Below are 26,412 nucleotides of genomic sequence, written 5' to 3'. Positions count from 1 at the left end.
CGTCTAACGCCCCGCAACGCCGCCGCCTATTGCGGCGCGCTGCGAGCAGCTTGGGTGGCGTGTCGTTACCACTCCACCCCGATTTTGCCGAAATGCCCGGCGGTTTCCTGAAAGCGGAACGCATCTGGCAGTTCTGCCAGCGGGAAGCGGCGGTCGACGATCGGGCGGATACCCGTCGTCTCGATCGCGCGGACGAAATCCTGCTGCTGACGGCGCGATCCCACGATCAGCCCCTGCAACCGCGCCTGCTTGGCCATCAAGGCCGCCGTGGGCACATCGCCGACCACGCCCGCGACGGTACCGATCAGGGCGATGTGACCGCCGACCCGAACCGCGTTAATCGAATTGGGCAGCGTGCCCGCCCCGCCCAGCTCCAGAACATGGTCAACCCCGCGCCCGCCGGTCCAGTCCTGAACGGCGCGGCCCCAGTCCTGCACCTCGCGGTAATTGACGACATGATCCGCGCCCAGCTCGCGCGCGCGCTCCAGCTTTTCACCCGATGAGGAGGTGACGATCGCGGTCGCACCCATCGCCTTCGCAATCTGAAGGCCCCAGATCGAAACGCCGCCGGTGCCCAGCAGCAGCACGACGTCGCCCGCCTTCAACCCGCCGTCTCCGACCAGCGCCCGCCACGCGGTCAGCCCGGCAGTGGTGATCGTCGCGGCCTCGACATGATCGAAGCCGCGCGGCGCGCGGGTAAAGGCGGTGGCAGGGCGCACGACATGGGAAGTCGCAAAGCCGTCGATGCCGTCCCCCGGCGTGCGCGAGAAATCGCCAATGGTCGCCGGGCCGTCCTGCCAGTCGGGGAAGAAGCAGGAGACCACCTGGTCGCCGGGCGCAAACTCGGTCACGCCATCGCCAACCGCCTCGACAACCCCGCCCCCATCGGCCAGCGCCACGCGGCCGGCGCTGGCGGGCATGCGGCCGGTGACGACGCCAAGATCGTGAAAGTTGAGCGAACTGCCATGCAGCGCCACCCGAATCTCGCCGCGACCCGGCTGACCAGGATCGTCGCACTCGGTAAAGCGCAACGTGTCCAGCGTCGCGGGGGAACCGGTGGTCATCGCCTTCATGAACTGATCCTTGTCAACCTGCCTGGGGCCGCCATGTCGCCCCTCGTGCGCGGGAATCAAGGGTGCGGGACGTTCGAGACGAACCTTTCGCAGTCGCGAGGGCGCCTAAATCCGGACCAGATGTGCCACGTCGGCGGCGGTTTCGTCGGCGATGCGCCCCTGCCGCAGGATGCGCCCACCCTGCATCGCGACATAGTCGTCGGCAAAGCGCCAGACGAAGTCCAGATATTGTTCGACCACCAGCACCGTCATGCCCAGCGCGTCGCGGACATGCACCAGCGCGGCTTCGATCTGTTGCACGACATTGGGCTGAATGCCCTCGGTCGGCTCATCCAGCAGCAACAGGCTCGGCTCCCCGGCCAGCGCGCGGCCAATCGCCAGCTGCTGCTGCTCCCCGCCCGACAGAAAGCCGCCGGGCCGGGTGCGGATGTCATACAACTTGGGGAACAGGTCGAAGATATGGGCCGGCACCCCGCCCGACCCGCGTGTGCCACGCGCCGACAGGCCGGTTTCAAGATTCTCCATGACCGTCAGGTGCGGAAAGACATGCCGCCCCTGCGGCACGAAGCCGATCCCGGCGCGCGCACGAATGTCGGGGCGCAGCGCCGTCACATCGCGCCCGTCGAAGCGAAGCGTGCCGCTGGCGGCGCGGTGCGTGCCCATGATCGTGTGCAGCAGCGTCGTCTTGCCCACGCCGTTGCGCCCGATCAGCGCCATGGCGCGACCGCGCGCAATCGTCAGGTCCACGTCCCACAGCACCCGGCTTTCGCCATGGCTGGCGCACAGCCGCGTGATTTCGAGCAGCGCGTCGCTCATGCCGTATGTCCCAGATAGACCGCCGCGACCTGCGGATCGGCGCGCACTTCGGCGATGCTGCCCTGTTTCAGGAAACGGCCCTGATGCATCACGGTGACAGGCGCGCCCAGTTGTTCGACAAAGCTCATGTCATGGTCGATCACCAGCACGGTGCGATCGGGGCCGAGCGCGTGGATCAGCTCGGCCGTACGGCTGGTTTCCGCCGGGCCCATGCCCGCGGTCGGTTCGTCCAGCAGCAGCAATTCGGCGCGGGTCGCCATGACCATGCCGATCTCAAGCCACTGTTTCTCGCCATGCGCCAGCGTGCCCGCCTGCACGCCGGCGCGGTCGGTCAGGCCGACCGTCTCCAGCGCTTCGTCCACCGCCGCGCGTTCGTCCGCCGGGATGCCGGTGCCGAAGCTCTTCCACCAGCGCCGGTCGCGCCGTGCCGCCAGCGCCAGATTGTCGCGCACGCTGAGTGTGGGCAACACGCCCGGCGCCTGAAACTTGCGACAGATGCCCCGCGCGACGATCGCCTGTTCGGGCAGCCGCTCGATCGCCTCGCCCTCGAACAGCACATGCCCCTCGGTCGGGCGCACGCGGCCGATGATGGTGTCGCACAGTGTCGACTTGCCCGCGCCATTGGGGCCGATCACCACCCGCCGTTCGCCCCGGTTCAGCGTCAGGCTGAACCCGTCCAGCGCCTTGAAGCCGCTATAATCGACGGTCACGCCGTCGACGGCCAGCAACAGCCCGGCCACGCCAGCGCCGCTCACTTCGCCTGCCCCCGCACCAGACCCGCCAGCCCGTTGGGCATCAGCGTCACGACCAGGATGAACAAAGCCCCCATCAGATACAGCCACAATTCGGGAAAGGCGCTGGACACCGCATCGCGCGCCAGGTTGATCGCCAGCGCGCCGACGATCGCACCCGCCAGGCTGTATCGCCCGCCCACCGCGACAAAGATCACCATCTCGATCGAGGGCACGACGCCGATCAGCGCAGGCGACACGACGCCCGCGTGCAGCGTGAACAACGCACCCCCCGCCCCGGCCAGCATCGCCGCCAGCGCGAACGCCACCACCTTGAACGGCACGGGGCTGTAGCCCAGAAACCGCACGCGGTTCTCCCCGTCCCGCGCCGCGCGCAGCAACATGCCGAAGCGGGATGCGAGCAGCCAGCGCAGCCCCACGAACGCGCCGCAAAGGATCGCCAGCGTCAGCCAGTACAGCCCGGTCGCGGTGCGTGGCGACGCGATGCCGAAGCCCAGGATCGAATAGAAATCGGTCAGCCCGTTGAACCCGCCGGTCGCGTCCTGCTGGCTGATGACCAGCGTCGCGAAGGCAAGCGCCAGCGCCTGTGTGATCAGCGCGAAATAGGTGCCTCCGACCCGGCGATGAAACACCGCCCATGCGAACAGGGCGCCCAGCAACGCCGGCACCAGCAGCGCGGCGGCGATGGCAAAGGCGGGGCTGGCGAACGGCTCCCACCACCAGGGCAACGCCTCTCGCCCGCTCCACACCATGAAATCGGGGATTTCGCCGGCGGGCAGGTCCGCCAGCTTCATGTGCATCGCGACGGCATAGCCGCCCAGGCCAAAGAATACGCCCTGCCCTAGGCTGAGGATGCCCCCATGTCCCCAGATCATGACGATACCCAACGCAAGGATGCCCATCGCCATGAACCGCGCCAGCAGGTTCAGGTCGTAGCCCGACAGCAGGAACGGCGCGGCCACGGCAAAGGCCAGCAGCGCCCAGGGCAGGACGCGCAACGCCGGGCGGATGCGATCGTTTAGGGCGGTCATGTCAGGCATCGAGCTGGCGCGTCCGGGCCGCGACCACGCCTTGCGGGCGGATCTGGATGAAAAGGACCACGAAGATCAGCAGCAGCATCTGCGACACGCTGACATCGACGAACATCTGGGCCAGCGCCGCGAATACCCCCAGCACCGCCGCCGCGACGGTGGTGCCGGTGACGCTGCCCAGACCGCCCATCACCACGACCAGGAAGGCGGGAATGATATAGGCCTGTCCCACGCTGGGCGTGACCGGACCGAGCAGCGCGAGCATCACGCCCGCCGCGCCCGCGATCCCCGAACCCAGGCAGAATACCGTCAGGTCGACACGGCCCACATCAATGCCGGTGGCCGACGCCATCATCCGGTCCTGATTAACCGCGCGCACCAGCAGGCCGATCCGCGTCTTGAGCAGCACCAGCGTCAACGCCGCCAGCACCACGATGGCGACCGCGATGATGAACAGCCGGGTGGAGGGCAGCACGATACCGCCCAGCGTCAGGCCGCCGTCCAGCCATGCAGGCGCGCGCACCTCCACGCCCACCGCGCCGAACAGATCACGCGCGGCTTGCTGCAGGATCAAGCTGACGCCCCATGTGGCGAGCAACGTGTCCAGCGGGCGCGCCGACAGGCGGCGAACCAGCCCCACCTGAATGACGCCCCCCATCGCGGCGGCACCGGCAAAGGCGACGGGAATCGCAACCAATATGCCGGCCGGCCCGGGCACGACCGACAGCGTCGCCCAGGCCAGATAACCGCCCAGCATCAGCATTTCGCCGTGCGCCATGTTGATGACGCGCATCAGCCCGAACGACAGGGCCAGCCCCAGCGATGCGAGCAGATACAGCGACGCCAGCGAGACGCCGTTGAACAGCTGGTTGAGGAAAAGGTCCATGGCCGGTGCGGCTCCGGCGGATCAGAGGGTGCAGGTCTTGCCGGGGAACGCCAGCGCGTCATATGGCTCCGGCGCGATATCGGCGCCCGAATCCTGCACGATCTCGAACTGGCCATCGGCCTTCAGCCGGCCGACATAAGCCTTTTGCGACAGGCTTTGATTGGGCGCGAAGCTGACCATGCCCATCGGCGTCTGAAACGCGCCCAGCGTCACCGCCGCCTTGCGGACGGCTTCGGGGTCGAAGCTCTTGGCCTTCTCCACCGCTGCCTTCCAGGCGTAGACGTCCAGATAGCCATGGACCATCGGATCGGTGATCGCGGCATCGGCCCCGAATTTCGCGCGGTAAGCGGCGATGAACTTGGCATTGGCGTCGCCCGGCAGGCTCTGGAAATAATTCCACGCGGCATAGCTGCCCTCGACCAGCTGGGTGCCCATCGCCTGCGCTTCCTGCTCGCCGATCGAGAAGGACATGACGGGAATCGTCTTGCTGCCCAGCCCGGCGGCGGCCATCTGCTTGAAGAAGGCGACGTTGGAATCGCCGTTCAGCGTGTTGATGATGATCGCGGGCTTGGCTTGCCGGATACGCGCGATCACGCCGGAAAAGTCCGTGCCGCCCAGCGGCACATAGCTTTCGCCCAGCACCTGCAAACCAGCCTTCTCGATATGCTTTTTCAGGATCAGGTTGGCCGTGCGCGGATAGACATAGTCCGATCCGATCAGGAAATAGCTTTTATGGCCCTGTTCCATCGCCCATTTCAGCGCGGGCAGCGCCTGCTGGTTAGGCTGGGCGCCCGAATACATGATGTTCGGCGAACATTCGTTGCCTTCGAACTGGACGGGATACCACAACAGGTTCTTGGTCCGCTCGAACACCGGCAGCATCGCCTTGCGGCTGGCGCTGGTCCAGCCGCCGAACACGGTGGCGACCTCGTCGCTTTCGATCAGCTTCGACGCCTTTTGCGCGAAGGTCGATGGGTCGGACGCGCCATCCTCGACCAGTGCGTTGATCGTCTTGCCCATCACGCCGCCGGCGGCGTTGATTTCCTCGATCGCCAGCATTTCGGCGTTCTTCACAGTGATCTCGCTGATCGCCATGGTGCCGGTCAGCGACTGAAGCACGCCCACCGCCACGGTATCGCCCGACGTGGCACCGGCGCCGCCGCCCTCACCGGAGCAAGCACCCAGCGCCAGCGTCAGGGACGACGCGGCCAGCAGCAGAATCTTCGATCGGATCATGGCGTCTCGGTCTCCCCCATTCACGACAGGCACGGGACCATCGCCCGTCTGCGTGACGCTCCGAAAACGCTATGGAAAGCACGGGTGCGCCCCCATGCGTCATTTGACGTAGGCAAAAGCGACTCGCCCCGCTGCTAGGGTCGCGCACCTGATGGTCGGGGGCCAAGCCATGGATGCAGTTGCGACACGCGAACCGGGCGCGCATCGGGGCGGCGGGCGATGGTTTCGCGACCCGCTGTTTGCGTTCCTGCTGGCGGGCACGGCGATGTTTGGCGCTTATGCCGTGATCGAGGCGCAGCGGACGCCCGAAATCCGATTCACCGCCGAAATCGAGCGCGCGATGGTGGAGGAATTTCAGACGCTGACCGGCCGCAGCGCCACTGCCGCTGACCAGGCGCGCATGAAAAAGGAATGGCTGACCGAGGAATTGCTGTTCCGCGAAGCCATCGACCGCGACATGCAGCTGACCGACGCCGACACGCGCAAGCGGCTGGCCGACAAGGTACGCTATCTGATCGCGGGCGCCCCGGCAGAGCCGAGCGAGGAACAGCTTGTCGATTTCTACAGCAGCAACCTGACCCGCTATCAGGGTGAGCCGCGCACCAGTTTCGACCAGATCTTTTTCGAACAGGCACCGTCGGATGCGTCGGGGCTGCTCGCGCGGCTGAATGCGGGTGAGCCGGTGGCGGGGGACGATTTCTGGCTGGGCCGCCACTTTCCGCGTTACGGCGACAGCATGGTGCGCGGCATCTTCGGCCAGCCCTTCGTCGACGCGCTCCGCACCGCGCCACGGGATCGGTGGGTCGGCCCGATCCGCTCGCCGCGCGGGTGGCATTTCGTGCGACGGGAAGAATCGCTGCCCGCCGCGCGCCTGCCCTATCGCCAGATCCGCGATCAGGTGCGCCAGGATCTGATGATGGCCGAGACGGAACGCGCCATCGACACGGCGATGATCGGATTGCGGGCGAAGTTCGATGTGGCGGAATAGGCTGTCGGCGCTGCTGCTGGCGCTGGCGACGCTGGTACCGTCGCATGCGCGAGCGGACATTTTCATGTCGGCGGATTTCGCGCTGAGCGCAGGCGAAGACCCCGGCACTTATGAACTGACGGCGGCAGTGCCCGAAACGCTGGCGCACAGCGACGGCATCACCCTGCCCGATGGATGCCGACAGACGGGCATGACCCGCCAGTCAGCGGCCGGGCGGGCGCATTTCGCCTATACCTTTGCCTGCGACCGCGCGCTTGGCGGCCGCGATGTCGTGCAGACGCCGTGGAAGGTCGATGGCGGACGCTTTCTGTCGTCGGTGGGCGGCGTCGCCGTGGATCGCAGCCTGGCGGCCAATGCGGGCGGCATTGCCGTGCCGGTGGGCGACACGGCGGGATCGACGCGCCCCCTGTTCCAGCTGGCACGCGAATTCGTCGCTCAGGGCGTGTGGCATATCTGGACGGGGTGGGACCATCTGGCGTTCGTGCTGTGCCTGACGCTGCTGGCGCGGGGGCGCGGGCTGTTGTGGCTGGTCAGCGCCTTCACACTGGGCCATTCGATTTCGTTGGCGGTCGCGTTTTTCGACCTTGTACGCGTGCCGATCCCGCCGGTGGAGGCGGCGATCGCCTTGTCCATCGCATTCATGGCGCGGGAGGCGCCGCTGGTCGCGCGCGGGGTTCAGCGTTTTGCCTCTGATCGGCAACTGATCGTGGTATCGCTGTTCGGCCTGTTGCACGGGTTGGGCTTTGCCAGCGCGCTGGGCGAGCTGGGCGTGCGGCCGGGGGAGCGCATCGCGGGGCTGGTGTTCTTCAACATCGGTGTCGAGCTGGGGCAGCTTGTATTTGTCGGCGCGATCGTGGCGATGCTGGCGGGACTGCGCGCCGTGCGGATTGAGGCGCCGGCACGGGTCGCGGCGCTTTATGCGGTTGGCGCCGTCGGCTGTTTCTGGATGGTGGAGCGGCTGGCCGGGTTCGCCATCGCCTGATCCGCCAGGCGACGGCGCAACACGTCGATCCGATCCGCCCCGGCCAACGCAAGCGGCAATTCGGCGCAGTGCCGCGCGGCAAGGCCGGTCAGGTTCGCGACCGCAAAGCTGATGCCGACCAGATTCCGACGCGGCGGCACACCGGGTATCGGGCGTGGCTCCCCCGACGCGGCGAACGCATCACCAAGCTGGAAGCAGCCGTCGCGCGCGCAATCCGCGCCCACGACGACACCGATCGCACCGGATGCGCTGCCGGGCCAGCATGGCTCGTCCCCAGCCTGTCGTGCCGCGACCACCGCGACGCCCGCCCGCACCGCGCGCTGGACCGCCGCTTCGATCGCGGGGCGATGCGCGGCATTGGTGGTGCCAAGGCTGAGGTTCACCAGATCGACCCGCGCCGCCACGCACCAGTCGATGGCCGCGACCAGCGCCACCGCACTGGCGCGCAGTGCGTCGTGAAAAACGCGCACGGGCACGCAAATCGCGCCCAGTGCCTTTTCCTGAATAGCGGCGGTGACGGCAGTGCCATGGCCCAGCCGATCGAGCGTCGCTTCGTTCCCCGCCGCGACTTCGCCGTTGCGCAGGATGGCCACACCGGTCGCGAGCGCTTCGGCACGGATATGCGGGTGCGCGGGGTGGACGCCGCTGTCGATCACGCCGACGCGCACCGGCTCACGCCACGTCATGCAGGACCTGAAGCGTCCGGGCACGTCCACCCTCGATCGTCACGACCATGTCGGCGATGGCGGCCAGCGCTGGTTTATGAGTAATGACGATGATCGTCGCATCGGGCAGCGCTGCGCGCAGCCGCCCGGCGATCAGCGCCTCCGTCTCGGCATCCAGCGCGGAGCTGGGTTCGTCGAGGATCAGGACGCTTGGCCGCCTGAGCAGCGCGCGGGCCAGCGCCACGCGCTGCCGCTCACCTGCAGACAAGGCCAGGCCGCGCTCCCCCACTGGTGTCTCCATCCCCAGCGGCAGCCGGTTGAGGAACGCATCCATCCCCGCGGCATGCGCGGCGGCGGTGATGGCGGCGGTATCGGCATCGGGCGCGGCAAAGGCGATGTTGGCGGCGATGCTGTCGTTGAACAGCCAGGGCGACTGGTCGACCAGCATGACTTCGCGGCGCAGGTCGTCCAGCGCAACACCGCGCAGATCCTGTCCGTCGATCCGAACGGTGCCGTCATCGGGATCGAGATAGCGCACGATCAGGTCCGCCATTGTCGACTTTCCAACCCCGCTGCGGCCCAGGATCGCGCAGATGCGCCCCGCCGGGATCGTCAGGTCCAGCCCCTCCAGCACCGGCCCGCGATCATGCGCGATCGAGACGCCTTCCAGCACGATCGCGCTCCGTACGGGGCCGATGGGGCTGGCGTCGGCGGCCTCGCGCACATCGGCGGGTGTGTCGAACAGCACGAACAGCCGCCCCAGCGACACCCGCGCCGACGCCATCCCGCCCATCAGCCCGATCAGCGTCTGGACCGGCGACATGATCCGCATCTGGTACGCCATGAACGCGACCAGCGTGCCGATCGTCATGCCGCCGTCGATGATGCGCGCGCCACCATACAGGACCACGCCCGCCGTCGCCGCCGCCATCACCGTCCCCGGCACGGCGCCGGTCATGAACGACGTCGCCTGCATCCTGAGCATCGCCGCGACAAAGGCGTCGTTGGCGCGGCCAAAGCGGGCCACCTCATGCTCGCCCGCGCGCAGCGACGTGACGGTCCGCATCCCCAGGACGGTATCGACGATCAGGCTGCCCAGATCGGCGCCGCGTTCGCGCATCGTGCGCGTCGCGTCGGTCAGGCGCCGTTGCAGCGCCAGGAACGCCATCACGCTGAACGGCAGCAGCACCGTGCCGACCAGAAACAGCCGCCAGTCGAGCCAGATCATCATCCCCGCGCAGCCGACCAGGAACAGGATGTTCGTCACCGCGGACAGCAGCGTATCCGCCGCGATCCGCTGAACGTCGCTGACATCGCTGTTCATCCGCGACACCAGATCGCCCAGCCGGAACCCGCCGTAAAAGCGCGGCGACAGCGTTTGCAGGTGCCGCAGCAAAGCGGCGCGAATGTCGAACAGCATCGCCGCCGACAGCCGCAGGTAGCGCCAGCTCGACAGGATGTTGATGGCATAGCCCAGCACCGTCGCGCCGACCATCAGCGCAGCGATAATCCACAAAGCGCTCATGTCCCGCCGCATCAGCGCTTCGTCGATCAGCAGCTTGGACAGATAGGGTTGCGCCAGTCCCATCGCGGTCGCCAGCAGGCTGATCGCGAACACGCCCAGCAACCGGGCGCGATAGGGCCGCACGAACGGCGCCAGCCGGGCAAAGGCGCGCCAGCCAGGCAAATCGCCGGACACGCTCACGCCGCCGCCAGCCGGGGGACGAGGCGAAAGCCGCGCAGCATGAAGCGCGGTTCGGGCAGGGTCATCAACATGCCCGTGCACCATTCATGCCCCTCGACCAGCGCAGCATGCTGTGCCCGCCACCAGTCGCTGTCGCCGCCGCTGCGATAGAATTGCGCACACAATGCCAGATGCCGCCGCATGGTGGCGATCAGCATCGACTGATAATGCAGCAGCAGCGCGTCGGCATCGCCGCCGCTGGCGATCTCGGCGATGACGGCGGCGGCCAGAATGGCTTCGCGCGCCGACTGGGCCGCGCCGTCGCCGCAAATGGGGTCGAACGACATCGCGGCGCTGCCGCAGGCAAGCCATTGCGGCCCGCACAGCGGCAAGGTCAGGCTGGGCGCGGCGGGAAAGACGCCGATTGCACCGATCGGCTGGACACGCGGCGCGACCGATCGGCTTTCGCCCAGCAATGTGTCGGCGTCGGCACCGATGGCCAGCAAGACACCGTGGTCGTCGGTCTCAGGGACCAGAAACAGCCAGCCCGACCGCACCGCCTCGATCCGGCATTCCTCCCGGCACGTGGTCGCTCGCAGCCGGACACGCGTGGCGTTCGCCAGCCGCTCACCAAAGCGATAGGGCGCACAGCCCGGTGGCAGGGTCGCGTGAATGACGAAATCGCTGGCCCGTTCGTCGCCTGGTGGACCGCCCCGCAGCGCCGCGCGCATGGCATCGCCCGATACCAGCGTTGCGCCGTGCGGCAGCGCCTGTTCGCGCCCGCCCCAATCCACGACCCGCCGCCACACGCGCGGTAGCCCGTCGAACAGCGTCGGCCGGTCGAACACGTCGCACAGCAATAACCGCGCGGCATCGCTGACCATCACGACCGGCACGTCGCGCCGGGGCGCCGCACGCACCCCGACCGGCACCCCCGCCGCTTCCAACAGCCGCGCACATGCCGCCGCCGCCACGCCGTCGCCCCTGATGCCGACGCCGAAGCGGGCCTCGTCAGGCGCGGGCGGGCGCGTCATCCCGCGATCACCATGCCCGCGCCGGTGGTATCCGCGCCCAGATCCCAGGTGCGCTCCCGCTTCAGCGTCCGCGCGTCATAAACCTCGATGTCATAGCTGGCGCCATAGATGTACAGCTTGGCCCCGTCGCCCGACAGGCCGAAGCGGAAGCGCGAGCGGCATTGGAATTCCGCCTTGTCCAGCACGGCGTTGGTGGTCATGTCGAACCGCCAGAACTCGCACCGCTTGTTGCCAAGCTTGCCGTTGGTCACGACGGTATAGGCGGTCTTGCCGTCGGGGGAGAGTTGCAGCCCCGCCATCGCATCGGGCGCGGGGCCGATCGGGGTAAAGTCGAACTGGCGGCTGGTCAGGTCGAACCGCGCCACGCCGAACATCTTGGCGTGGATATAGGGGTCCTGGGCGTTGAACAGCGACACCAGCTTGCCCGGCTCGCGCTGGTTTTCCAGCTGGCCGCCAAAACCGACTTCCTCAAGGCCCATGCCTTCCGGCTTGGCCAGGTCGATCCGCTCGACCGCCTTCAGCGTGGGCAGGTCGACGATGACGATCTTCTCGCCAAAGCTGTAGAGGAACCGGCCGTCGGGCGACACCTTGTACCCACCGCGCCCGCCCGCGCGCGCGTCCTGTTCATCCACCTCCTGCGTGCGGACCACCGACTTTTTCTCAAGGTCCACGACCATGTAGAGCGGCTTGCTGACGGTATAGCGGTCGACGCCCTTCTCGATCTTCGTCCCGACGGTATAGAAATAGCGTCCCGTCGGGTCGGGCGTACCACCCCAAAAGCGCCAGCGCGTCGGTCCGTCGTTCAGGCTGAACTGGTTGATGACGCGGTGCGTGGCAGTGTCGATCACCTCGATCCCCGAAGTGGTGATCGTCGTCACATAGATGCGCTTGCCGTCGTCGGACAATTGCATGCTGGTCGGCAGGCCGCTGGCCAGCTTGATCCGGCCCGTGACCGCGCCTTTGCCCTCGTCAAAGATCAGCAGCGTGTCAGGATAGGAACCCAGGAACAGCGTCGACGCGGGCGCCGCCCCGGTCAGGCCCAGCGCGGCGGCGGCGAATGCCAGCGCACGCTTCATGGGAACACCAGATCAAGGCTGCGCCAATCCTTGGTGGCCGCCGCGCAATTCGATGCCCAATCGGGCGAATAGTTCACATGGTCGGGCACCTGCACGGGCCAGAAACACGTGACGTAACAGTCGTAAATGTCGCGTTCCACCGGCTGACACAGGCCTGCCGTGCCGCCGCCCGCGTCGACTTCCCAACCGGGGGAAAAGGACAGGGTGCAGCCCATCGGCACATGCGGCCGGGGGTCCTGCAACGCGACCACATCCTCTTCCTCTGCGCCAACCGGCGGCGGGGGCGTGTCGAGCGCAGCGTCGAGCCGCTCGGCCTTTCGATTGATCGGTTTCAGATGCTTCATGACAGCCCCTTCCGGTCGGCGAAGCGGACGAGAAAATCGGGATTGCGGGCGGCCAGCTCGCCATAGATCCGCAGGCAGACGTCGGTCCATTCGCGGATCCAGTCGCAATAATGCAGATTGGCGTGGCCGGTATCGCCGTAGCGGACGAACGCCTCGTGATGGCATCCCCCGGCGCAAAGCGGTCGTGCCCAGCATGACTGGCAGTCATATTTGCCGCCGACATGACCGCGCGAAAGGAAATCGGCCTGCGCCGCGCGGTCGATTCCGGTCGACACATCGCCCATGCGGTGCGTGTCGGCATCGGTGAAGCGGTGGCAGGGCGACAGGTCGCCCGACGGCCCCACGCCCATCAGTCCCAGCGCCGCGCCGCACGGATGCGACTTGTTCACACCCGAAATCAGCTCGCCGATCGTCTCGCTGACATTGGTGAAGCCGTGCGATTCGCCGCGCAGCGCGTGTTCCAGCCATTCGTCGGCCAGCGCGCGGAACTGGGCCAGCACCGTGTCCATGCCACCGTCGCCCAGCGCATAGGTGCGGTTGCCCGATTCGGTAACGGGCGCAAAGCCGACCTCGTGAAAGCCCAAATCGTCCTTCAGGTGGCGATAGATGCGGATGACGTCGGTCACCCCCTCGGTCAGGGTTACCCGCGCCGTCACCGCGCGCGTGCGATGTCCGGCGATCAGCGCGCGCAGCCGCGGCTCGATCACGGCATAGCTGCCCTTGCCGTTCTTGAAGACGCGGTGGCGGTCCTGGATCTCTGGCGGGCCGTCCATGCTGACCGTCACGCCGATGCGGTGGTCGGACAGGAACTCGATCATCGCTGGGGTCAGCAGCGTGGCGTTGGTCGTCAGGCTGTAGGTGATGGCCTTGCCCGCCGCCGCGGTCGCGGTGTCGGCATATGCCACGATGTCCTTCAGCAACCGGAAGTTCATCAGCGTTTCGCCGCCGAAGAAGGTGACATGCACCGCCGGGCGTTCGCGCGCCTCCGCGATCAGCAGGTCGACCGATGCGCGCGCCGTCTCGATCGTCATGTATCGCGGCTTGCCCGCCGGGGTGGCGATCTTGTCCGCGCCGAATTCATAGCAATAGGTGCAGGCCAGATTGCACTGGTTGGTAATGTTCAGCACCAGCGCCTGAAGCGGGAAATCGGCGGGCGGCGGCTGGGGCGCGGGAAAGGGCACCATGTCGCCATGTTCGATCAGCCGCGCCTGGCGCATTTCGCGCAATAGCACCTCGGCATCGGCAGCATCGTGCCCCGCCGCGCCTAGCGCCGCCATCAGCTCGACATGGGTGGCCCCTTCTGACCCCACGCGGTCCAGAACGTCCTGCACCGCGCCGTCGGTGCCGAAAATGGCGCCCGCGCCGGGCAGATAGACGAAGGGCTGCCCCGCCGCCTCGAACCGGTACGCCTCACCCTGGCGATAGCGCACCTTGCTCCAATCGGTCATCGCGACACCTCCGGCTGGTCCCAGCGTTGGTAGGATGGCACCGTCACCACCAGAAAGGCGCGGGCCGAGAGCGGTTTGCCGAACCGGTCGCGTTCCGACCGGGCGGTCGCGGTCACCCACACCTCGCCATAATTGTTGCGGCCGAAGCGGCGGGCGGGATTAGGGCCGTCGACCGCTGGCGTGAACAATGCGGCTGGCGACAGCTTGCCGACGAACTTGACGTCGTCGTCATACCAGACGGTCGGGAACTCGTTGATCGACCAGTCGACATCCACCGGGCCGAGCGCGATGTCGTCAGCCGTATTTGGCTTGCCGTCGGGGCCGTTTTCGAAACCGATCGCCTCGAACTGCTGATATCCCTTGGGATGCTTGCCGCCGCCCAGCCGGGCAAGACCGGTTTCGGGCGTGACCTTCATCGAATCGATCCGGCGATAGACCGGATAGGCGCTTTGCAGCACCGTGCCCGCGACCGCCACGTCGCGCGGACCGGAAATCGCGGTGTCGGCGACATCGGCGCTGATCACCCATTCGGTCGGGCTGGCCGACACGATCCGGCGAACGGTGACGCCGGTGCCCAGGTCGATGTCGGCAGGGGCGGGCGATGTCGGCAGGCTGTGGCCGACGACGCGGAACTCAACGCCCTTGGCCCCGGCCTTCACCCGACCCGGCGTGACCGCCAGCACGACCGGCGCGGCGGTGGCGCGCACCAGTTTCACGTCATAGCCGAACTCGTGATATTCGCCCCAGAACCAGCGGCCGGTGGCGTGGCTTTGATCGGGCGCGAACCACATCGCCTCGCGCGTATCGGCACTCAGCGCGTCGGGCGCGGCCGCGCCGCCGCCCTTCGACACCCCGCGCCACGCATAGCCGCCATAGACCAGCCCCGTGCCCGTGCGCGTCATCGCCGCACCGCCATCCAGCGGGCGCAGCGTGGTGCGCGTGACAAAGCCCGCCTCGCCCTTGCCCGGCTCGACATGCATGGTGCCGACGAAGCGGCCCTTGCCCGGCACCGATGCGGTCAGCAGCCAGTCGCCCGCCAGTCGAGGCGTGCGCGCCCGCGCCGTCCATGCCGCCCATTCGGGCGTGTGCAGCGGCGCGGTCTTTCGGATATATTCCAGCCCGACTTCGCCGCGCGTCCGCTTCTTGGTGGCCGCGCCCTCTCCGTCCTGACCGGCGGCGGGGCGGCGATATTGCGCGTCGGCCTGGGAATAGAGCGCGACGTGCATGTCCTGCAGCAGCTTCCATTCATGCTTCGACCGGCGCCACGACAGCGGCTGGCCGAACGCATGGCAGGACGCACACGCCCCACGAACATCGTCATTCGGGATGTTGCTTTCGTCCAGCATCCGCTTTTCGGGGATGTACATCACCGCCTGCGCCTCTTCCGGGGCAAGGCCGTGGCTGGCCGACAGCGACTGGACGATGGCGCGCGATTCGTCGGGCGTCAGGCTCGCGCCGTTCAAGCGAACCATGCGCTTGATCGCTTGCGCCCACCCCTCCGGCGTGGTCCGCACCCAAGAAATGCGCGACAGATTGCCCTTGTCGTCGGGGGCATGACAGGTGCCGCATTTCTCGATCACCAGCGGATCGGTGACGGGTATCCCCGCTTCCCGTTCGACTGCCGGGCCACCGGCGGGATCGTCGGCCTGCCCCCCGGCCATCACGACCGATGCGGACAGCAGCACTAGGCCGCCGCCAAGGCTTGCCCATGACATGGTTCGAAGACGCGGCACCCGCATCGTGATCGGTCCCCCTTGGGTAGCGCCCCCAACCCTTGGCGCGACCTGACCCTATCGACCGGTGGTGCGCGGGGTATCGAGCAAATGACGTATATCGCGCCTCAGCGCCGCTTTGCCGCCGCCGGACGCTTGCGCGCGACGCCGTAATAATTGTCCTGGCCATGCTCGACCGAGACGGGGTTGAAGTAGCCGGGCTTCAGCCCCTTTTTCCGCATCGCGATGCCGGAAAGGCAGGCGTTCAGCAGGTAATTGCTGTTCAGCGCGGTCTTGTAACTGGTGTCCAGATACGGGGCGACTTCGACGATATCGATGCCGGCAATGTCGTTCTCGGCGCACAGGCGCCGCATGATCGGCTGCGCCTCCCGCATCGTCAGCCCGCCGGGAACGGGGGTGCCGGTACCCGGCATGAACGCCGGGTCCAGCACGTCGACGTCAAAGCTGATCCACAGCTTCTTGGTGTTCTGCCGCGCTTCGGCCAGCGCGCGGGTCATCACCTTGTCCCAGCCCCATTTCTCGACCTCGACCATGGTGTGATAGCGCATGCCCTTGTTGCGCATCCAACCGAACGTCTCCAGATCGGGACCGCGCGCGCGCAGGCCGACCTGGATGTAATCCTGTGGCCGCACATGCCCTTCGTGCAGCACGCGATAGACGGGGGAGCCATGCGTGATCCAATGCACGCCGTTGCGGCCCACGTCGTAATGCGAGTCGAAATGGACGACGCCAACCTTGCCCTTGCCGTGCACATCGGCGGCGGCGGCGACGTTGGGGTATTCGAGGCTGTGATCGCCACCGATGACGATCGGGATCGCCCCGGTGGCCGCGATTTCGCGCACCATTTCGCGCACATGCTCGACGCTTCGCTCGGTCGAGTTCTGGTCGATGGCGATGTCACCGTAATCGACCACTTTCAGCGCCGATGTCGGGTTGATCATCGAATACATGTCGTTGCCGCCCGCGCCGCCCGTCATCCGGAGCGCGCGTGGCCCGTCGATGGCGTTGCGCCAGCCCGACCCCATGTCCAGCGGCGCGCCGACAATGGCCACATCGACCTTCCCCGCCTTCAGGTCTTCGGGCGTAAAGGCAACCGGCGCCCCGGCAAAGGTCGCGAAACCGCCGCCCCGCCCCCCGATATAGCGGCCAAGGTCTACCGGACCCGGATCGCGCTTGGGATCGAGCAGCAGCGGGCGTTTCTGCTTCCACGCGTTGAAATTGGGAGAATTGGTGTCGAGCGTGATCGTCGTCTTGTCGCGCCCGGCCTTGAACTCCGCCTGCTCGTGCAGCGCCGCGATCGCCGCGATATAGGCCGCCAGTTCGGGCGCGGGCATCGTGCGGACGCGCTCGAACAGGGTGTCCTTGTCGACATAACGGCCGGTCAGCCCCCCTTTGATGAGTGCGACCTGTTCGGCGGGCAGCGGCGCCAGCTTGGCCGCGACGTCTTCGGGCAGTTCCAGCGGCTTAGGATTGCCCATGATGTCCTCCGCCGGGATCGGCGGCGGCGGGTTTGGCGTCTGCTGCATATCCCCGCCAAGCGTGGCGATGGCGGCGGCGGCGGCCAGGCTCCAGCCGGTGACGGCGCTGGCGGACGTCATCGTGCCGACGCCGTGCGGGTGCCCGCGACTTTCCGCATCGCGATGCCGGACAGGCAGGCGTGCAGGATGTAGTTCGCGCTCATCCGCGTGACATAGGTGGGGTCAAGAATGGGTGCGGTATCCAGCAGGTCGAAACCCACCACCCTGGTTTCCGAACAGATGCGCCGCACCATCGGGATCGCCTCGCGCATGGTGATGCCGCCGGGCACGGGGCGTCCCGATGCGGGGGCGTCGCCGGGGTCCAGCACGCTCATGTCGAACGAGACGAAGACATTGGCCGGCCCGCCCTTCAACCCGGCGATGATGTCGTCTGTGGTCCGCTCCCACCCGCGCGCGGCGATTGCCTGCATCGGGTGCAGCTTGACCCCCGCTTGCGTCAGCCGCGCGCGCGTGGCGCCAGTCGCGCCGCGTCCGCGCAGGCCGACATGCGTCACGTCGCTGCCGCGCACGATCTGCTCGCCCATCAGCCGGGTCAGCGTCTGATTGTCGGAGATCATATGGTCGCCGTCCAGCTCGGCATCGGCATGGGCGTCGAACTGAACCACCGCGACATTGCCGGTGCCATAGGCATCGACCATCGCCGCCACGTCCGGGTACATCAGCGTATGGTCGCCGCCCACGATGAAGGGGACGACGCCGATCTTGGCCATGTCGCCCAGCATCGCGCGAACATGGTCCAGCCCGCGGTCGGGTGCCATCGGGTCGATCGTCAGGTTGCCGTAGTCGGCCAGGTTCAGGACCAGCCCAGGATCGACCCCGCCATCGGCATCGGCCCCCACCAGCCCGTCCATGCCGCGCAGCGCCTCTGGCGCGTGCTTGGCGTCGCGCCAGCCGGACGAGAAGTCCAGCGGTACGCCGACGAACGCGACCTCGACCTTGCCCGCGACCAGATCCTCCTGACGGATCGCGACCGGCGCGTCGGCAAAGGTCGGCACGCCGGCGCGCTGGTACATATAGCGCTTCAGGCTGAACGGCCCGTCGTCGCGCCTCACCTTGTCGAGGATCTTGGGCCGGACGATCGTGCCCGCATTCCAGCCGCGCGCCTGGGGATTGAGCGCAATCTCACCCGCGTCGCGGCCCGGCTTGAACTTTGCATCCTCGACCAGCGCCATCAACGCGGCGGCATAGGCGTCGACCTGTTGCGGGGTGCGCCCGGCCAGCGCGATCCGCAGCTTTTCCGGCGTCAGCCCGAAACGCTCCAGCGTGGCGGCATCCGACAGGAATGCGCGCTTCTCCGCGCTCAGCGATGCCAGCGGATCGGCGTCCTGCGCCCATGCGCCGGCAACAGGGATCGCGGCCACGAGCAGCGCAGCCGCCACTCGCCCGAAAAGCGACGCTCGGGTCATGATTTACGGTCCCCGTAATAATTGTCCCGGCCATGTTCGACCGAGACGGGATTGAAATAGCCGGGCTTCAGCCCCTTTTTCCGCATCGCGATGCCGGAAAGGCAGGCGTTCAGCAGGTAATTGCTGTTCAGCGCGGTCTTGTAACTGGTGTCCAGATACGGGGCGACTTCGACGATATCGATGCCGGCAATGTCGTTTTCGGCGCACAGGCGCCGCATGATCGGCTGCGCCTCCCGCATTGTCAGGCCGCCGGGAACGGGGGTGCCGGTGCCCGGCATGAACGCCGGGTCCAGCACATCGACGTCAAAGCTGATCCACAGCTTTTTGGCGTTATCGCGCGCTTCGGCCAGCGCGCGGGCCATCACCTTGTCCCAGCCCCATTTCTCGACCTCGACCATGGTGTGATAGCGCATGCCCTTGTTGCGCATCCACCCGAACGTCTCAAGGTCAGGGCCGCGCGCGCGCAGGCCGACCTGGATGTAGTTGCTGCCCTTCACATGGCCTTCGCTGATCACGCGATAGACAGGCTGGCCGTGGTCGAGCTGATGCACGCGGTTGCGCGCGGCGTCATAGTGCGAATCAAAATGGACGACGCCGACCGTACCCTTGCCATGCACGTCCGCTGCACCGGCAAGGTTGGGATATTCCAGGCTGTGGTCGCCGCCGATGACGATCGGGATCGCCCCGGTCTCGGCAATTTCGCGCACCATTTCGCGCACATGGTCGACGCTGCGCTCGGTGGAGTTCTGATCGATGGCGATGTCGCCATAATCGACGATGTTCAGTGCCCCGTTGGGGTTGATCATCGAATACATGTCGTTGCCGCCCGCACCGCCCGTCATCCGCATGGCGCGCGGCCCGTCAATGGCGTTACGCCAGCCCGACCCCATGTCCAGCGGCGCGCCGACAATGGCCACATCAACCTTGCCCGCCTTCAGGTCCGCAGGCGTGAAAGCGACGGGCGCGTTGGCAAAGGTGGCGAAGCCGCCGCCATAGCCGCCCAGATAGCGGCGAAGGTCGACCGGCCCCGCCTCTCGCGCGGGGTCCATCACTGCCGGGCGGCGCAGCTTCCAGGCGTTGAACATCGGTGAGCGAACGTCGAGCGGGATCGATGCGCGGTCGCGGCCCGCCTTGAACTCGCCCTGTTCGTACACCTGACGCACCGCATCGACATAAGCGGCGATCTCCGCCGGCTTGGCGGTGCGGAAGCGTTCGAACATCGCTTCCTTGTCGACATAGCGTGCCGCCACGCCGCTCTTCAGAAAGTCCAGCCGCGGTTGATCGAGTGCGGTCAGCTTTTCGGCCACATCCTCCGGGATTTCCAGCGGCTTGATCGGCTCCACATTATCGGTGGCGGGAAGCTGTGGTGCGGGTGTGGCTGCATTCTGCACCTGCCCGCCGACCAGCGTCGCCATGGCGGCGATGCCCGCCATGCTCCAGCCCGTGACAGCGCTTATCGAAGGCATTCGGGTCTCCGGCTACGATCCGTCGGATCATGGGGCGCCCCTTGTCGACAACCCCCGTTCGTCGAAGCCTTTTCCTGACCGCCCGGGCCGCCCGACCAAATGGGGCGAATGACGTAGAAGGGGGGGCACCCCCGATCCTACGTCATTCGCCCCATGTTTGCGGAAGCGCCGAATCCATAGCCTTCCCCCAGCAAGACCCGACGACGGCGACCGTGGCGCATTGGCCCGGCCGGTCGGACAGCCAGACAACAAGGGCGGGTCACGGCGAGAGGAACCTGAAAACCGCAAGACACGACCACCACAGGGGGGTAAGGCATGTCGTACCAAAAGAAGTTCAGGATCGGGCTGGCGTCGGCCACCATCCTTGCGGGCGGGGCCTTTGCTTCACCCGCCGCAGCGCAGATCGCCACCGAACAGGCAGTCGCCGACGATATGCTGGCGGGGGCCAGCGCGGCCCAGCAGAGCGACGATTCGATCGTCGTGACGGCAACCCGCCGCGCGACCACCATTCAGGATACGCCGATCAACATCTCTGCAATCGGGTCCGCCGAACTGGCAGCCGAACGGCTGGACGACGTGCGCGACCTGGGTGCATTTACGCCGGGCATCACCGTCACCGATACGGGTCCGCGCGGGGCGGGCACGATCGTCATGCGCGGCCTGTCCGCCGACGATACCAGCGCGGGCGGCAACAATAATGACGACGCGTTCGGTACCTATCTGGGCGACGTGCCGCTGTATCTGGACTTCAAGCTGATCGACCTTCAGCGCGTCGAAACGCTGCTGGGGCCGCAGGGCACGCTTTACGGTCTGGGCACGCTGGCGGGCGCGATCCGCTATATTCCCAACCGTCCGGACGCCAGCCGGGTCGAGGGATACGGCCATGCCCGCGTGTATGACGTCGCGCATTCGGGCGGCGTCGGTTATGTCGTCGATGCCGCGATCAACCTGCCGATCATCCGCGACGTGATGGCGTTCCGCAGCGCCACCGGCTATTATTACGATCCCGGCTTCATCGATTATCCGTTCATCGTGAAGACGCCGGGCGTATCGATCCCGCAGCCGGGCGGCGTCGACAATCCCGCCGGCACCCCCGAACAGCAGGCCGCGAATTTCGCGCCGCAGGACGACATGAACTGGGAACGCACCTTCACCACGCGTAACCAGCTCGGCATCACGGTCCCCGACTTCAACGCCTATCTCTCCTACGTTTTTCAGGAGACGCGTTCGAACGGTCGGCAGGCGACCGGCGGCGGTGCGTTCGGAGAGGGCAAATATGAAGCGCCGTGGCGCTTTGCCGAACCGTCCAAGCGCTATGCCCATCTCGTCAGCCTCGAAATGGAAGCGACGCTGGGCGATATCGCCAAGGGCGTCTGGGTTTCGGCCTTCACCAACAGCCGCACCAACACCGTCACCGACGTCAGCGATCTGCTGATCGACCTGGATTATGATTACGAACTGTTCCCCGCCTTTGCCGGTTACACGACGGGCACGTCGGAACGGAACCAGTTCAACCAGGAAATCCGCTTCGTCTCCACCCATGGCGGCCCGTTCAACTGGGTTGTCGGCGGTTTCTATAACAAGATGCGTGTCACCTCGACGGGTGTGGAACGGCTGCCGGGCTTTGCCGAATTCGCGGTTTCGGAAGAGGGGCGCGACATTTACGGCAGCTTCTACAACGGCCTGAATCGACCCGACGGCGCCGAATATGTGTCCTTCACCCGGTCCAAGACCGAGGAAATGGCAGTGTTCGGTGAGCTAACCTTCCGCCCGATCGAACCGTGGCAGATCACCGGCGGGCTGCGTTACTACAGCTATGACACGGCCATCACCGGCGGGTCCGACACGCCGATGACGCCTTCGGGCCGTCGCCGGATGCCCTATCCCAGTCTTGAGATCGACCCGTCGCGCATCCGCAGCGGCGACACCAGCGCCAGCGGCATGGTTTGGAAGGTCAATACGTCGTTCGACTTCACGTCCGACATCCTCGCTTACGCCACCTATTCGACGGGCTATCGCGTCGGCGGCGTGAACCGGGTTGCGCCGTGCGTGCTGCCGCTGCCGCCGGGTCAGAATCTGTGCGCGCTGCCCAACGAGCTGGCGTTCGATCCCGATGAAACGAAGAACATCGAACTCGGCCTGCGCGCCCAGGTTTTCGACCGGCGCCTCAGCCTGAACCTGTCGGTGTTCAACATCGACTGGGAAGGGATCCAGCTGTCCAGCTCGACCGTGAACGGCAATATCGGCATCACCGCCAATGGCGGCGCGGCCCGGTCGCGCGGTGTCGATTTCTCGTTCAACGGGCGCGTGACCGACCGCTTCACGCTGCGCGGCAATTATTCGTACCTCGACGCCAAGCTGACCGAGGATGCCCCAGCGCTGTTGTCGACCGCCGACGGTTTCGTCGACGCGCAGGCAGGCGACCGCCTGCCGGGTTCGGCGCGACATTCGGGTGCGGTTTCGGCGGTCTATACCGCGCCGGTGGGTGAGAACACGCTGCGCCTGAACTGGACGGCGACCTATACCGGCGACATCGTCACCCGGCCGGGTGCGCGTGCCGGTGGTGAGACGCTGCCCGACTATATGATGCACCGTGCATCGGCGACGATGGACTTTGGCGGGTTCGACATCAGCCTGTTCGCCAACAACATCTTCGACAAATATGCGATCACCGGCGTCAGCCAGGACCTGACCCGTTATCGCCAGGTGAACGACGGCATCATCGGGCGCTATTATGCGCGCTCGGTCGCACAGCCGCGCGTGATCGGGGTCGAGGGTCGGGTCACCTTCTAATCCGGATCGGGGGCGGGCGGCTTTGCGGCCGGCCGCCCCTTTTTTTATCTCAGTCGATCGGGATACCGTTTGCGACGAACCAGTCGGCGACCGGTGCCAGCGCCGCTTCATGCCGCCGCCATCGCGCCACCGCATCGGCGTTCAAGGGCCGCCGCACCTGCGCCGCGCTGGGCGTCGCCACCGCAGCGCGGTTTTCGTGGAAGGACAGGCAGGCATCGTCCCATGCCAGCCCCGCATGGTCCAGCAACCGGCGCGTCTGCTCCACCTGATCCGCGACCAGCGCCTCATAGGACAATTGCAGCACGCGGCCGGGAAACAGCTGCTCCCACAGCGCCATCAGCCGGTCGAACCGCTGATAATATCGCGCCGTGTCGATCAGGTCATAGCTGTATGCGTAATAGGCCGACTGGCTGGCGAACAGATTCTTGTAGTTGCTCCAGACCGTGTCCATCGGATGCCGCCTGAGACACACGATCCGCGCGTTCGGAAAGGCACGCGCGATGTGGCCGACATACAGGAAATTGGCCGGCAGCTTGTCAACGAAGCGCGCCTTGCCCGCCGGGCGATGATGCTGTGCACGCGCCAGATAGGCGGCGGCGATGGCGCTGGGATCGGCGGTCGCCCCCGCCGCCACCGTCTGCGCGTCGATCACCATGCGCGAACGCGTGGCGGCCATCTGCTTGACCGCCAATGGCATTGCCTGAAGCTCGCCCGCCGATCCGACATCACGGTGGGAGGACAGGATGCGATCAACCAGCGTCGTGCCGGTGCGCGGCATGCCGACGACGAAGATCGGCGCGGGATCGGGATCGCCGGGCGACGGCGGCAACAGACGCGCGAACGCCGCCTCTACCGCATCGAAAATGGCGGCGTCCTGAGCGAAGTCGTACCCGATCGCGCGGCGATGTTCGGCATTGGCGGCGGACAGATATGCGAACGCCGCCGCCGCGTCGCCCAGATCCTCATGCGTCTTGGCCAGCGCATAGCTCAGCCGCAGGCGGTCGGCGGGCACGCTTGCCGCCGCCAGTGCCGCCTTCAGCCGCGCGACCGGCGCATCATCGGGGGTCTGTCGCGACAGGATCGACAGCGCGTAATGCACACGCGCATCGCCGGGGTTATCCGCCAGGATCGCCTCATAATGGTCCCGCGCCGCCGCGACCCGCCCGGTAAAGCCGCACGCCGCCGCCAGATTGTAGCGATAGGACGGATTATCCCCCGCCATCGTCACGGCGCGTTCGAAAGGGGCGACCGACCCCTCATGATCGCCCAGCCGCGCCAGTACGCAGCCGACGGTGTCAAAGGTGCGCGCATCGACCGGTCCCGCCGTCAGCGCCCGGCGCGCCGCATCGCCTGCTTCGCCGTCGCGCCGCGCCAGGATCAACAGGCGGGCATATTGCGCCAGATGCTCGGCATCGCTCCCCCACTCCAGCGCCGCTTCGATCAGCGTCAACGCGCGCTGCACCTGCCCCTGTTCGGCGGCAGTCAGGGCCAGCAAGAACCAGCCGTCGGAGTGCGACGGCTGTTCGCGTGTCAGCGCCAACGCCGCGTCCGCCGCGCCAGGCAGGTCGCCACGCGCCAACGCCGCGCGCGCACGTGCCGCCAGCGTCACGCGAGACCCGGCGTAAAGCCCGCCACGCGCTCGATCATCCAGAAACAGCCGGTAATCCCGGCGCCGTACAGCGCGGCCATCCGAACGCGCTGCTGTTGTCCGACGCGCCCCGCCAGCGCCATTACCGCCAGCACCGCCGACACGAAGGCAAGCTGCCCCAGCTCAACCCCGGCGTTGAAGAACAACAGCCCGCTCAGCCGCTCGTCCGGCAGGACGCCCAATTCGCGCAGCACGGTCGCGAAACCCAGCCCGTGCAACAGGCCGAACCCCGCCACCACCGCCAGTTGCCGCCGATATTCGCGGTGCGTGGCGACATGGCCGCCGCCCGCGCGGATCGCTTCGCGCGCCATGAACGCGATCGACAGCGCGATCACCGCCTCCACCGGCGGCACCGGCACGCGGATCACGTCGAAAAACGCCAGCGCCAGGCTGAGCGAATGGCCCATGGTGAACGTCGTCACCAGCGCCAGCAATCGCCGCCCGCGTGCCAGCAGGCACAGGCACAGCACGAACGCCAGATGGTCCCACCCGCCCAGGATGTGGACGATCCCCTGCCAGGTATATTCGACCGCGACCTGGGGCAGCGTGCGCTGCTGTACGGCGGTTTCGCCAACCGGCAGGACGATATTGTCCCCCTCCGGCTGCAAGGCACGCCGCACCGGCGCGCCCGAAATGGTGGAGACAAAGGTCGCGCCGTCGACCGCCCATGGCGTGACGATCCGGTCGCCGGGCGCCAGCGGTTGCTCGCACGCGATCTCGACCGACAGCCGTGCCAGCGTCGCGTCGACGGCGCGCTCGCGACCCGCCTCGACACAGCCGTCGGGCAGCGTCAGCGGATCGTTGCTGGCCAGCAATTCGGGCATGGTCGCGCTCAGTTCATACTGGCCCGGTCCCTCGCCCGGAGTGAAGGCGAATTCGCCGATGCGGAACACATCGGCAGCGGCGGGCGCCGCCAGTCCCGCCACCGCAACCAGCGCCAGCAACAGCCGCAGCATGTTATTCCACATCGACATTGACGGCCGCCTTCAGCCGGTCGACTTCACTGGCGACCGCCGCACCCGTTTGCTGCGCCTGATAATCCTGCAATACCTGATCTCGCGCTTCGGGATAGGGCAGCGCGCGGGCGGGGCCGCGTTCGGTCACGCGCGCGAAATGCCAGCCGCGCGTCGATTGCACCGGCCCGAACCACTCGCCCGCCTTCGCCGCTTCCAACCGTTTCAGGAATGCGGTGCCGAACATGCCGCGCAGCATCGAGATGCCGTAATCGGGCAGGTCGTGCCCCATCCAGAAATCGTCGCCCGCCACGGTTCCGCCTGCGCGCAACCGGGCCAGCAACCCGGCGGGATCGCCGGGCGCGCGTTCGAAGAACACATGCTGCACCGACATGCGCGGTTCGGCGCGATAAAGTTCGGGATGCGCGGTGTAATAGCCGATCAGCGCATCCTCGCTCGGTTCGGCGGGGACGCCCGCGATCATGAAGCGCACACGGTCGATCAGGCGCTGCTTGGTCGCCTTGTCCGTCATGTGCATGCCGCGCGCCACCGCTTCGCGAAACAGCAGTTCGTTGGCGACATAATCGTCGATCAGCCGCGCCTTCGCCGCCGCGTCGGGCTGCTTGCCGGTCATCAGTTCATAATCGTCGGACAGGCTCTTCTGCACGGCGGCGGGGACGCTGATCGTCTCCCGCCGGTCACTGGCGACCCAGTAGAGTGCGAAGATCGCCGCCGACACGATCAGGAAGATGACGAAGGGATCGCGCGCCATGGCATGGCGGGCGACGGCAACGTGATGGCGCATCGGCGCGGCTATCCCCAATTCGGCCCCAATCCCGGCGAAACGTGATGCCGCGAGT

22 protein-coding genes are annotated in these 26,412 nt (G+C 67.0%); 3 read left to right on the top strand and 19 right to left on the bottom strand.

All coding sequences use genetic code 11. The annotated features are described in order from the left end of the window. Positions 1-65: 65 nt before the first annotated feature. From ACAX61_RS11815 to urtA, 6 genes are all read right to left on the bottom strand, one after another. A complete protein-coding gene (locus ACAX61_RS11815; protein ID WP_370715041.1) occupies positions 66-1,073 on the bottom strand; it encodes a zinc-dependent alcohol dehydrogenase family protein in 1,008 nt (335 codons plus the stop codon). A 105-nt stretch (positions 1,074-1,178) separates the two neighbouring features. Next, positions 1,179-1,889, bottom strand: a complete 711-nt coding sequence (locus tag ACAX61_RS11810; protein WP_370715040.1) for an ATP-binding cassette domain-containing protein — start codon at positions 1,887-1,889, stop codon at positions 1,179-1,181. Continuing rightward, positions 1,886-2,644, bottom strand: a complete 759-nt coding sequence (gene urtD / locus ACAX61_RS11805) for an urea ABC transporter ATP-binding protein UrtD (protein WP_370715039.1) — start codon at positions 2,642-2,644, stop codon at positions 1,886-1,888. Before urtD ends, ACAX61_RS11810 begins: the two co-directional genes overlap by 4 nt. Continuing rightward, entirely contained in the window at positions 2,641-3,672 is a 1,032-nt protein-coding gene (gene urtC / locus ACAX61_RS11800) for an urea ABC transporter permease subunit UrtC (RefSeq protein ID WP_370715038.1), read from the bottom strand. Before urtC ends, urtD begins: the two co-directional genes overlap by 4 nt. 1 nt (position 3,673) lies before the next feature. Then, complete coding sequence (urtB, locus tag ACAX61_RS11795) at positions 3,674-4,558, bottom strand: urea ABC transporter permease subunit UrtB (protein ID WP_370715037.1); 885 nt, start codon at positions 4,556-4,558, stop codon at positions 3,674-3,676. A gap of 21 nt (positions 4,559-4,579) precedes the next feature. After that, positions 4,580-5,794, bottom strand: coding sequence for an urea ABC transporter substrate-binding protein (gene urtA / locus ACAX61_RS11790; protein ID WP_370715036.1), 1,215 nt, complete (start codon positions 5,792-5,794; stop codon positions 4,580-4,582). A 169-nt stretch (positions 5,795-5,963) separates the two neighbouring features. Here urtA and ACAX61_RS11785 point away from each other — a divergent pair, with 169 nt between their 5' ends. Further along, complete coding sequence (locus tag ACAX61_RS11785; RefSeq protein WP_370715035.1) at positions 5,964-6,782, top strand: peptidylprolyl isomerase; 819 nt, start codon at positions 5,964-5,966, stop codon at positions 6,780-6,782. Continuing rightward, positions 6,769-7,764: a HupE/UreJ family protein gene (locus ACAX61_RS11780; RefSeq protein WP_370715034.1), complete on the top strand. Its 996-nt coding sequence runs from the start codon at positions 6,769-6,771 to the stop codon at positions 7,762-7,764. The genes ACAX61_RS11785 and ACAX61_RS11780 overlap by 14 nt, the downstream gene beginning before the upstream one ends. Here ACAX61_RS11780 and qhpE read toward each other — a convergent pair. The 10 genes from qhpE to ACAX61_RS11730 all read right to left on the bottom strand — a co-directional run bounded on the left by qhpE (position 7,698) and on the right by ACAX61_RS11730 (position 20,158). Beyond that, complete coding sequence (gene qhpE / locus ACAX61_RS11775) at positions 7,698-8,450, bottom strand: subtilisin-like serine protease QhpE (RefSeq protein WP_370715033.1); 753 nt, start codon at positions 8,448-8,450, stop codon at positions 7,698-7,700. The genes ACAX61_RS11780 and qhpE overlap by 67 nt on opposite strands. Further along, positions 8,437-10,218, bottom strand: a complete 1,782-nt coding sequence (locus ACAX61_RS11770; protein WP_370715032.1) for an ABC transporter ATP-binding protein — start codon at positions 10,216-10,218, stop codon at positions 8,437-8,439. The genes qhpE and ACAX61_RS11770 overlap by 14 nt, the downstream gene beginning before the upstream one ends. Then, on the bottom strand, positions 10,131-11,147 hold the full coding sequence (locus ACAX61_RS11765) for an NAD(P)/FAD-dependent oxidoreductase (RefSeq protein ID WP_370715031.1): 1,017 nt from the start codon (positions 11,145-11,147) through the stop codon (positions 10,131-10,133). The genes ACAX61_RS11770 and ACAX61_RS11765 overlap by 88 nt, the downstream gene beginning before the upstream one ends. Continuing rightward, positions 11,144-12,223 carry a YncE family protein gene (locus tag ACAX61_RS11760; RefSeq protein WP_370715030.1) on the bottom strand — a complete coding sequence of 360 codons (1,080 nt, stop codon included), beginning with the start codon at positions 12,221-12,223 and terminating at the stop codon, positions 11,144-11,146. Before ACAX61_RS11760 ends, ACAX61_RS11765 begins: the two co-directional genes overlap by 4 nt. Next, complete coding sequence (gene qhpC / locus ACAX61_RS11755) at positions 12,220-12,567, bottom strand: quinohemoprotein amine dehydrogenase subunit gamma (RefSeq protein WP_370715029.1); 348 nt, start codon at positions 12,565-12,567, stop codon at positions 12,220-12,222. The genes ACAX61_RS11760 and qhpC overlap by 4 nt, the downstream gene beginning before the upstream one ends. Continuing rightward, positions 12,564-14,015, bottom strand: a complete 1,452-nt coding sequence (gene peaB / locus ACAX61_RS11750; protein ID WP_370715028.1) for a quinohemoprotein amine dehydrogenase maturation protein — start codon at positions 14,013-14,015, stop codon at positions 12,564-12,566. Before peaB ends, qhpC begins: the two co-directional genes overlap by 4 nt. After that, positions 14,012-15,754 (bottom strand): quinohemoprotein amine dehydrogenase subunit alpha, encoded by a 1,743-nt coding sequence (gene peaA, locus ACAX61_RS11745; protein ID WP_370715027.1) that lies wholly within the window; start codon positions 15,752-15,754, stop codon positions 14,012-14,014. The genes peaB and peaA overlap by 4 nt, the downstream gene beginning before the upstream one ends. Before the next feature lie 101 nt (positions 15,755-15,855). Further along, the gene (locus ACAX61_RS11740; RefSeq protein WP_370715026.1) at positions 15,856-17,346 is read right to left on the bottom strand and encodes an agmatinase family protein; all 1,491 of its coding nucleotides are present in this window, start codon (positions 17,344-17,346) and stop codon (positions 15,856-15,858) included. After that, positions 17,343-18,692 carry an agmatinase family protein gene (locus ACAX61_RS11735; protein WP_370715025.1) on the bottom strand — a complete coding sequence of 450 codons (1,350 nt, stop codon included), beginning with the start codon at positions 18,690-18,692 and terminating at the stop codon, positions 17,343-17,345. Before ACAX61_RS11735 ends, ACAX61_RS11740 begins: the two co-directional genes overlap by 4 nt. Next, positions 18,689-20,158, bottom strand: coding sequence for an agmatinase family protein (locus ACAX61_RS11730; protein WP_370715024.1), 1,470 nt, complete (start codon positions 20,156-20,158; stop codon positions 18,689-18,691). The genes ACAX61_RS11735 and ACAX61_RS11730 overlap by 4 nt, the downstream gene beginning before the upstream one ends. A 315-nt stretch (positions 20,159-20,473) precedes the next feature. Here ACAX61_RS11730 and ACAX61_RS11725 point away from each other — a divergent pair, with 315 nt between their 5' ends. Next, entirely contained in the window at positions 20,474-22,951 is a 2,478-nt protein-coding gene (locus tag ACAX61_RS11725; RefSeq protein ID WP_370715023.1) for a TonB-dependent receptor, read from the top strand. A 49-nt stretch (positions 22,952-23,000) separates the two neighbouring features. Here ACAX61_RS11725 and ACAX61_RS11720 read toward each other — a convergent pair whose 3' ends face one another. Genes ACAX61_RS11720 through ACAX61_RS11710 form a run of 3 tightly spaced genes read right to left on the bottom strand, consistent with a single transcriptional unit; the run spans position 23,001 to position 26,357 of the window. Beyond that, positions 23,001-24,560, bottom strand: a complete 1,560-nt coding sequence (locus tag ACAX61_RS11720; protein WP_370715022.1) for a tetratricopeptide repeat-containing sulfotransferase family protein — start codon at positions 24,558-24,560, stop codon at positions 23,001-23,003. After that, positions 24,557-25,573, bottom strand: a complete 1,017-nt coding sequence (locus tag ACAX61_RS11715; RefSeq protein WP_370715021.1) for a HupE/UreJ family protein — start codon at positions 25,571-25,573, stop codon at positions 24,557-24,559. The genes ACAX61_RS11720 and ACAX61_RS11715 overlap by 4 nt, the downstream gene beginning before the upstream one ends. Then, positions 25,557-26,357 (bottom strand): peptidyl-prolyl cis-trans isomerase, encoded by an 801-nt coding sequence (locus ACAX61_RS11710; RefSeq protein WP_370715020.1) that lies wholly within the window; start codon positions 26,355-26,357, stop codon positions 25,557-25,559. The genes ACAX61_RS11715 and ACAX61_RS11710 overlap by 17 nt, the downstream gene beginning before the upstream one ends. Positions 26,358-26,412 lie beyond the last annotated feature (55 nt).

The organism is Sphingomonas sp. IW22 (assembly GCF_041321155.1).
In the GTDB taxonomy this organism is placed as follows: domain Bacteria; phylum Pseudomonadota; class Alphaproteobacteria; order Sphingomonadales; family Sphingomonadaceae; genus Sphingomonas.
The sequence above is the reverse complement of the archived record's forward strand: the minus strand, read 5'-3'. Positions and strand labels throughout refer to the sequence as shown.

Bases quoted from the DNA above. Each gene is read 5' to 3' on its own strand.
- ACAX61_RS11815 (WP_370715041.1), bottom strand. From the start codon at position 1,073: ATGAAGGCGATGACCACCGGTTCCCCCGCGACGCTGGACACGTTGCGC.
- ACAX61_RS11810 (WP_370715040.1), bottom strand. From the start codon at position 1,889: ATGAGCGACGCGCTGCTCGAAATCACGCGGCTGTGCGCCAGCCATGGC.
- urtC (WP_370715038.1), bottom strand. From the start codon at position 3,672: ATGACCGCCCTAAACGATCGCATCCGCCCGGCGTTGCGCGTCCTGCCC.
- urtB (WP_370715037.1), bottom strand. From the start codon at position 4,558: ATGGACCTTTTCCTCAACCAGCTGTTCAACGGCGTCTCGCTGGCGTCG.
- urtA (WP_370715036.1), bottom strand. From the start codon at position 5,794: ATGATCCGATCGAAGATTCTGCTGCTGGCCGCGTCGTCCCTGACGCTG.
- ACAX61_RS11785 (WP_370715035.1), top strand. From the start codon at position 5,964: ATGGATGCAGTTGCGACACGCGAACCGGGCGCGCATCGGGGCGGCGGG.
- ACAX61_RS11780 (WP_370715034.1), top strand. From the start codon at position 6,769: ATGTGGCGGAATAGGCTGTCGGCGCTGCTGCTGGCGCTGGCGACGCTG.
- qhpE (WP_370715033.1), bottom strand. From the start codon at position 8,450: ATGACGTGGCGTGAGCCGGTGCGCGTCGGCGTGATCGACAGCGGCGTC.
- ACAX61_RS11770 (WP_370715032.1), bottom strand. From the start codon at position 10,218: ATGGTGCACGGGCATGTTGATGACCCTGCCCGAACCGCGCTTCATGCT.
- ACAX61_RS11765 (WP_370715031.1), bottom strand. From the start codon at position 11,147: ATGACGCGCCCGCCCGCGCCTGACGAGGCCCGCTTCGGCGTCGGCATC.
- ACAX61_RS11760 (WP_370715030.1), bottom strand. From the start codon at position 12,223: ATGAAGCGTGCGCTGGCATTCGCCGCCGCCGCGCTGGGCCTGACCGGG.
- qhpC (WP_370715029.1), bottom strand. From the start codon at position 12,567: ATGAAGCATCTGAAACCGATCAATCGAAAGGCCGAGCGGCTCGACGCT.
- peaB (WP_370715028.1), bottom strand. From the start codon at position 14,015: ATGACCGATTGGAGCAAGGTGCGCTATCGCCAGGGTGAGGCGTACCGG.
- peaA (WP_370715027.1), bottom strand. From the start codon at position 15,754: ATGCGGGTGCCGCGTCTTCGAACCATGTCATGGGCAAGCCTTGGCGGC.
- ACAX61_RS11740 (WP_370715026.1), bottom strand. From the start codon at position 17,346: ATGACGTCCGCCAGCGCCGTCACCGGCTGGAGCCTGGCCGCCGCCGCC.
- ACAX61_RS11735 (WP_370715025.1), bottom strand. From the start codon at position 18,692: ATGACCCGAGCGTCGCTTTTCGGGCGAGTGGCGGCTGCGCTGCTCGTG.
- ACAX61_RS11730 (WP_370715024.1), bottom strand. From the start codon at position 20,158: ATGCCTTCGATAAGCGCTGTCACGGGCTGGAGCATGGCGGGCATCGCC.
- ACAX61_RS11725 (WP_370715023.1), top strand. From the start codon at position 20,474: ATGTCGTACCAAAAGAAGTTCAGGATCGGGCTGGCGTCGGCCACCATC.
- ACAX61_RS11715 (WP_370715021.1), bottom strand. From the start codon at position 25,573: ATGTCGATGTGGAATAACATGCTGCGGCTGTTGCTGGCGCTGGTTGCG.
- ACAX61_RS11710 (WP_370715020.1), bottom strand. From the start codon at position 26,357: ATGCGCCATCACGTTGCCGTCGCCCGCCATGCCATGGCGCGCGATCCC.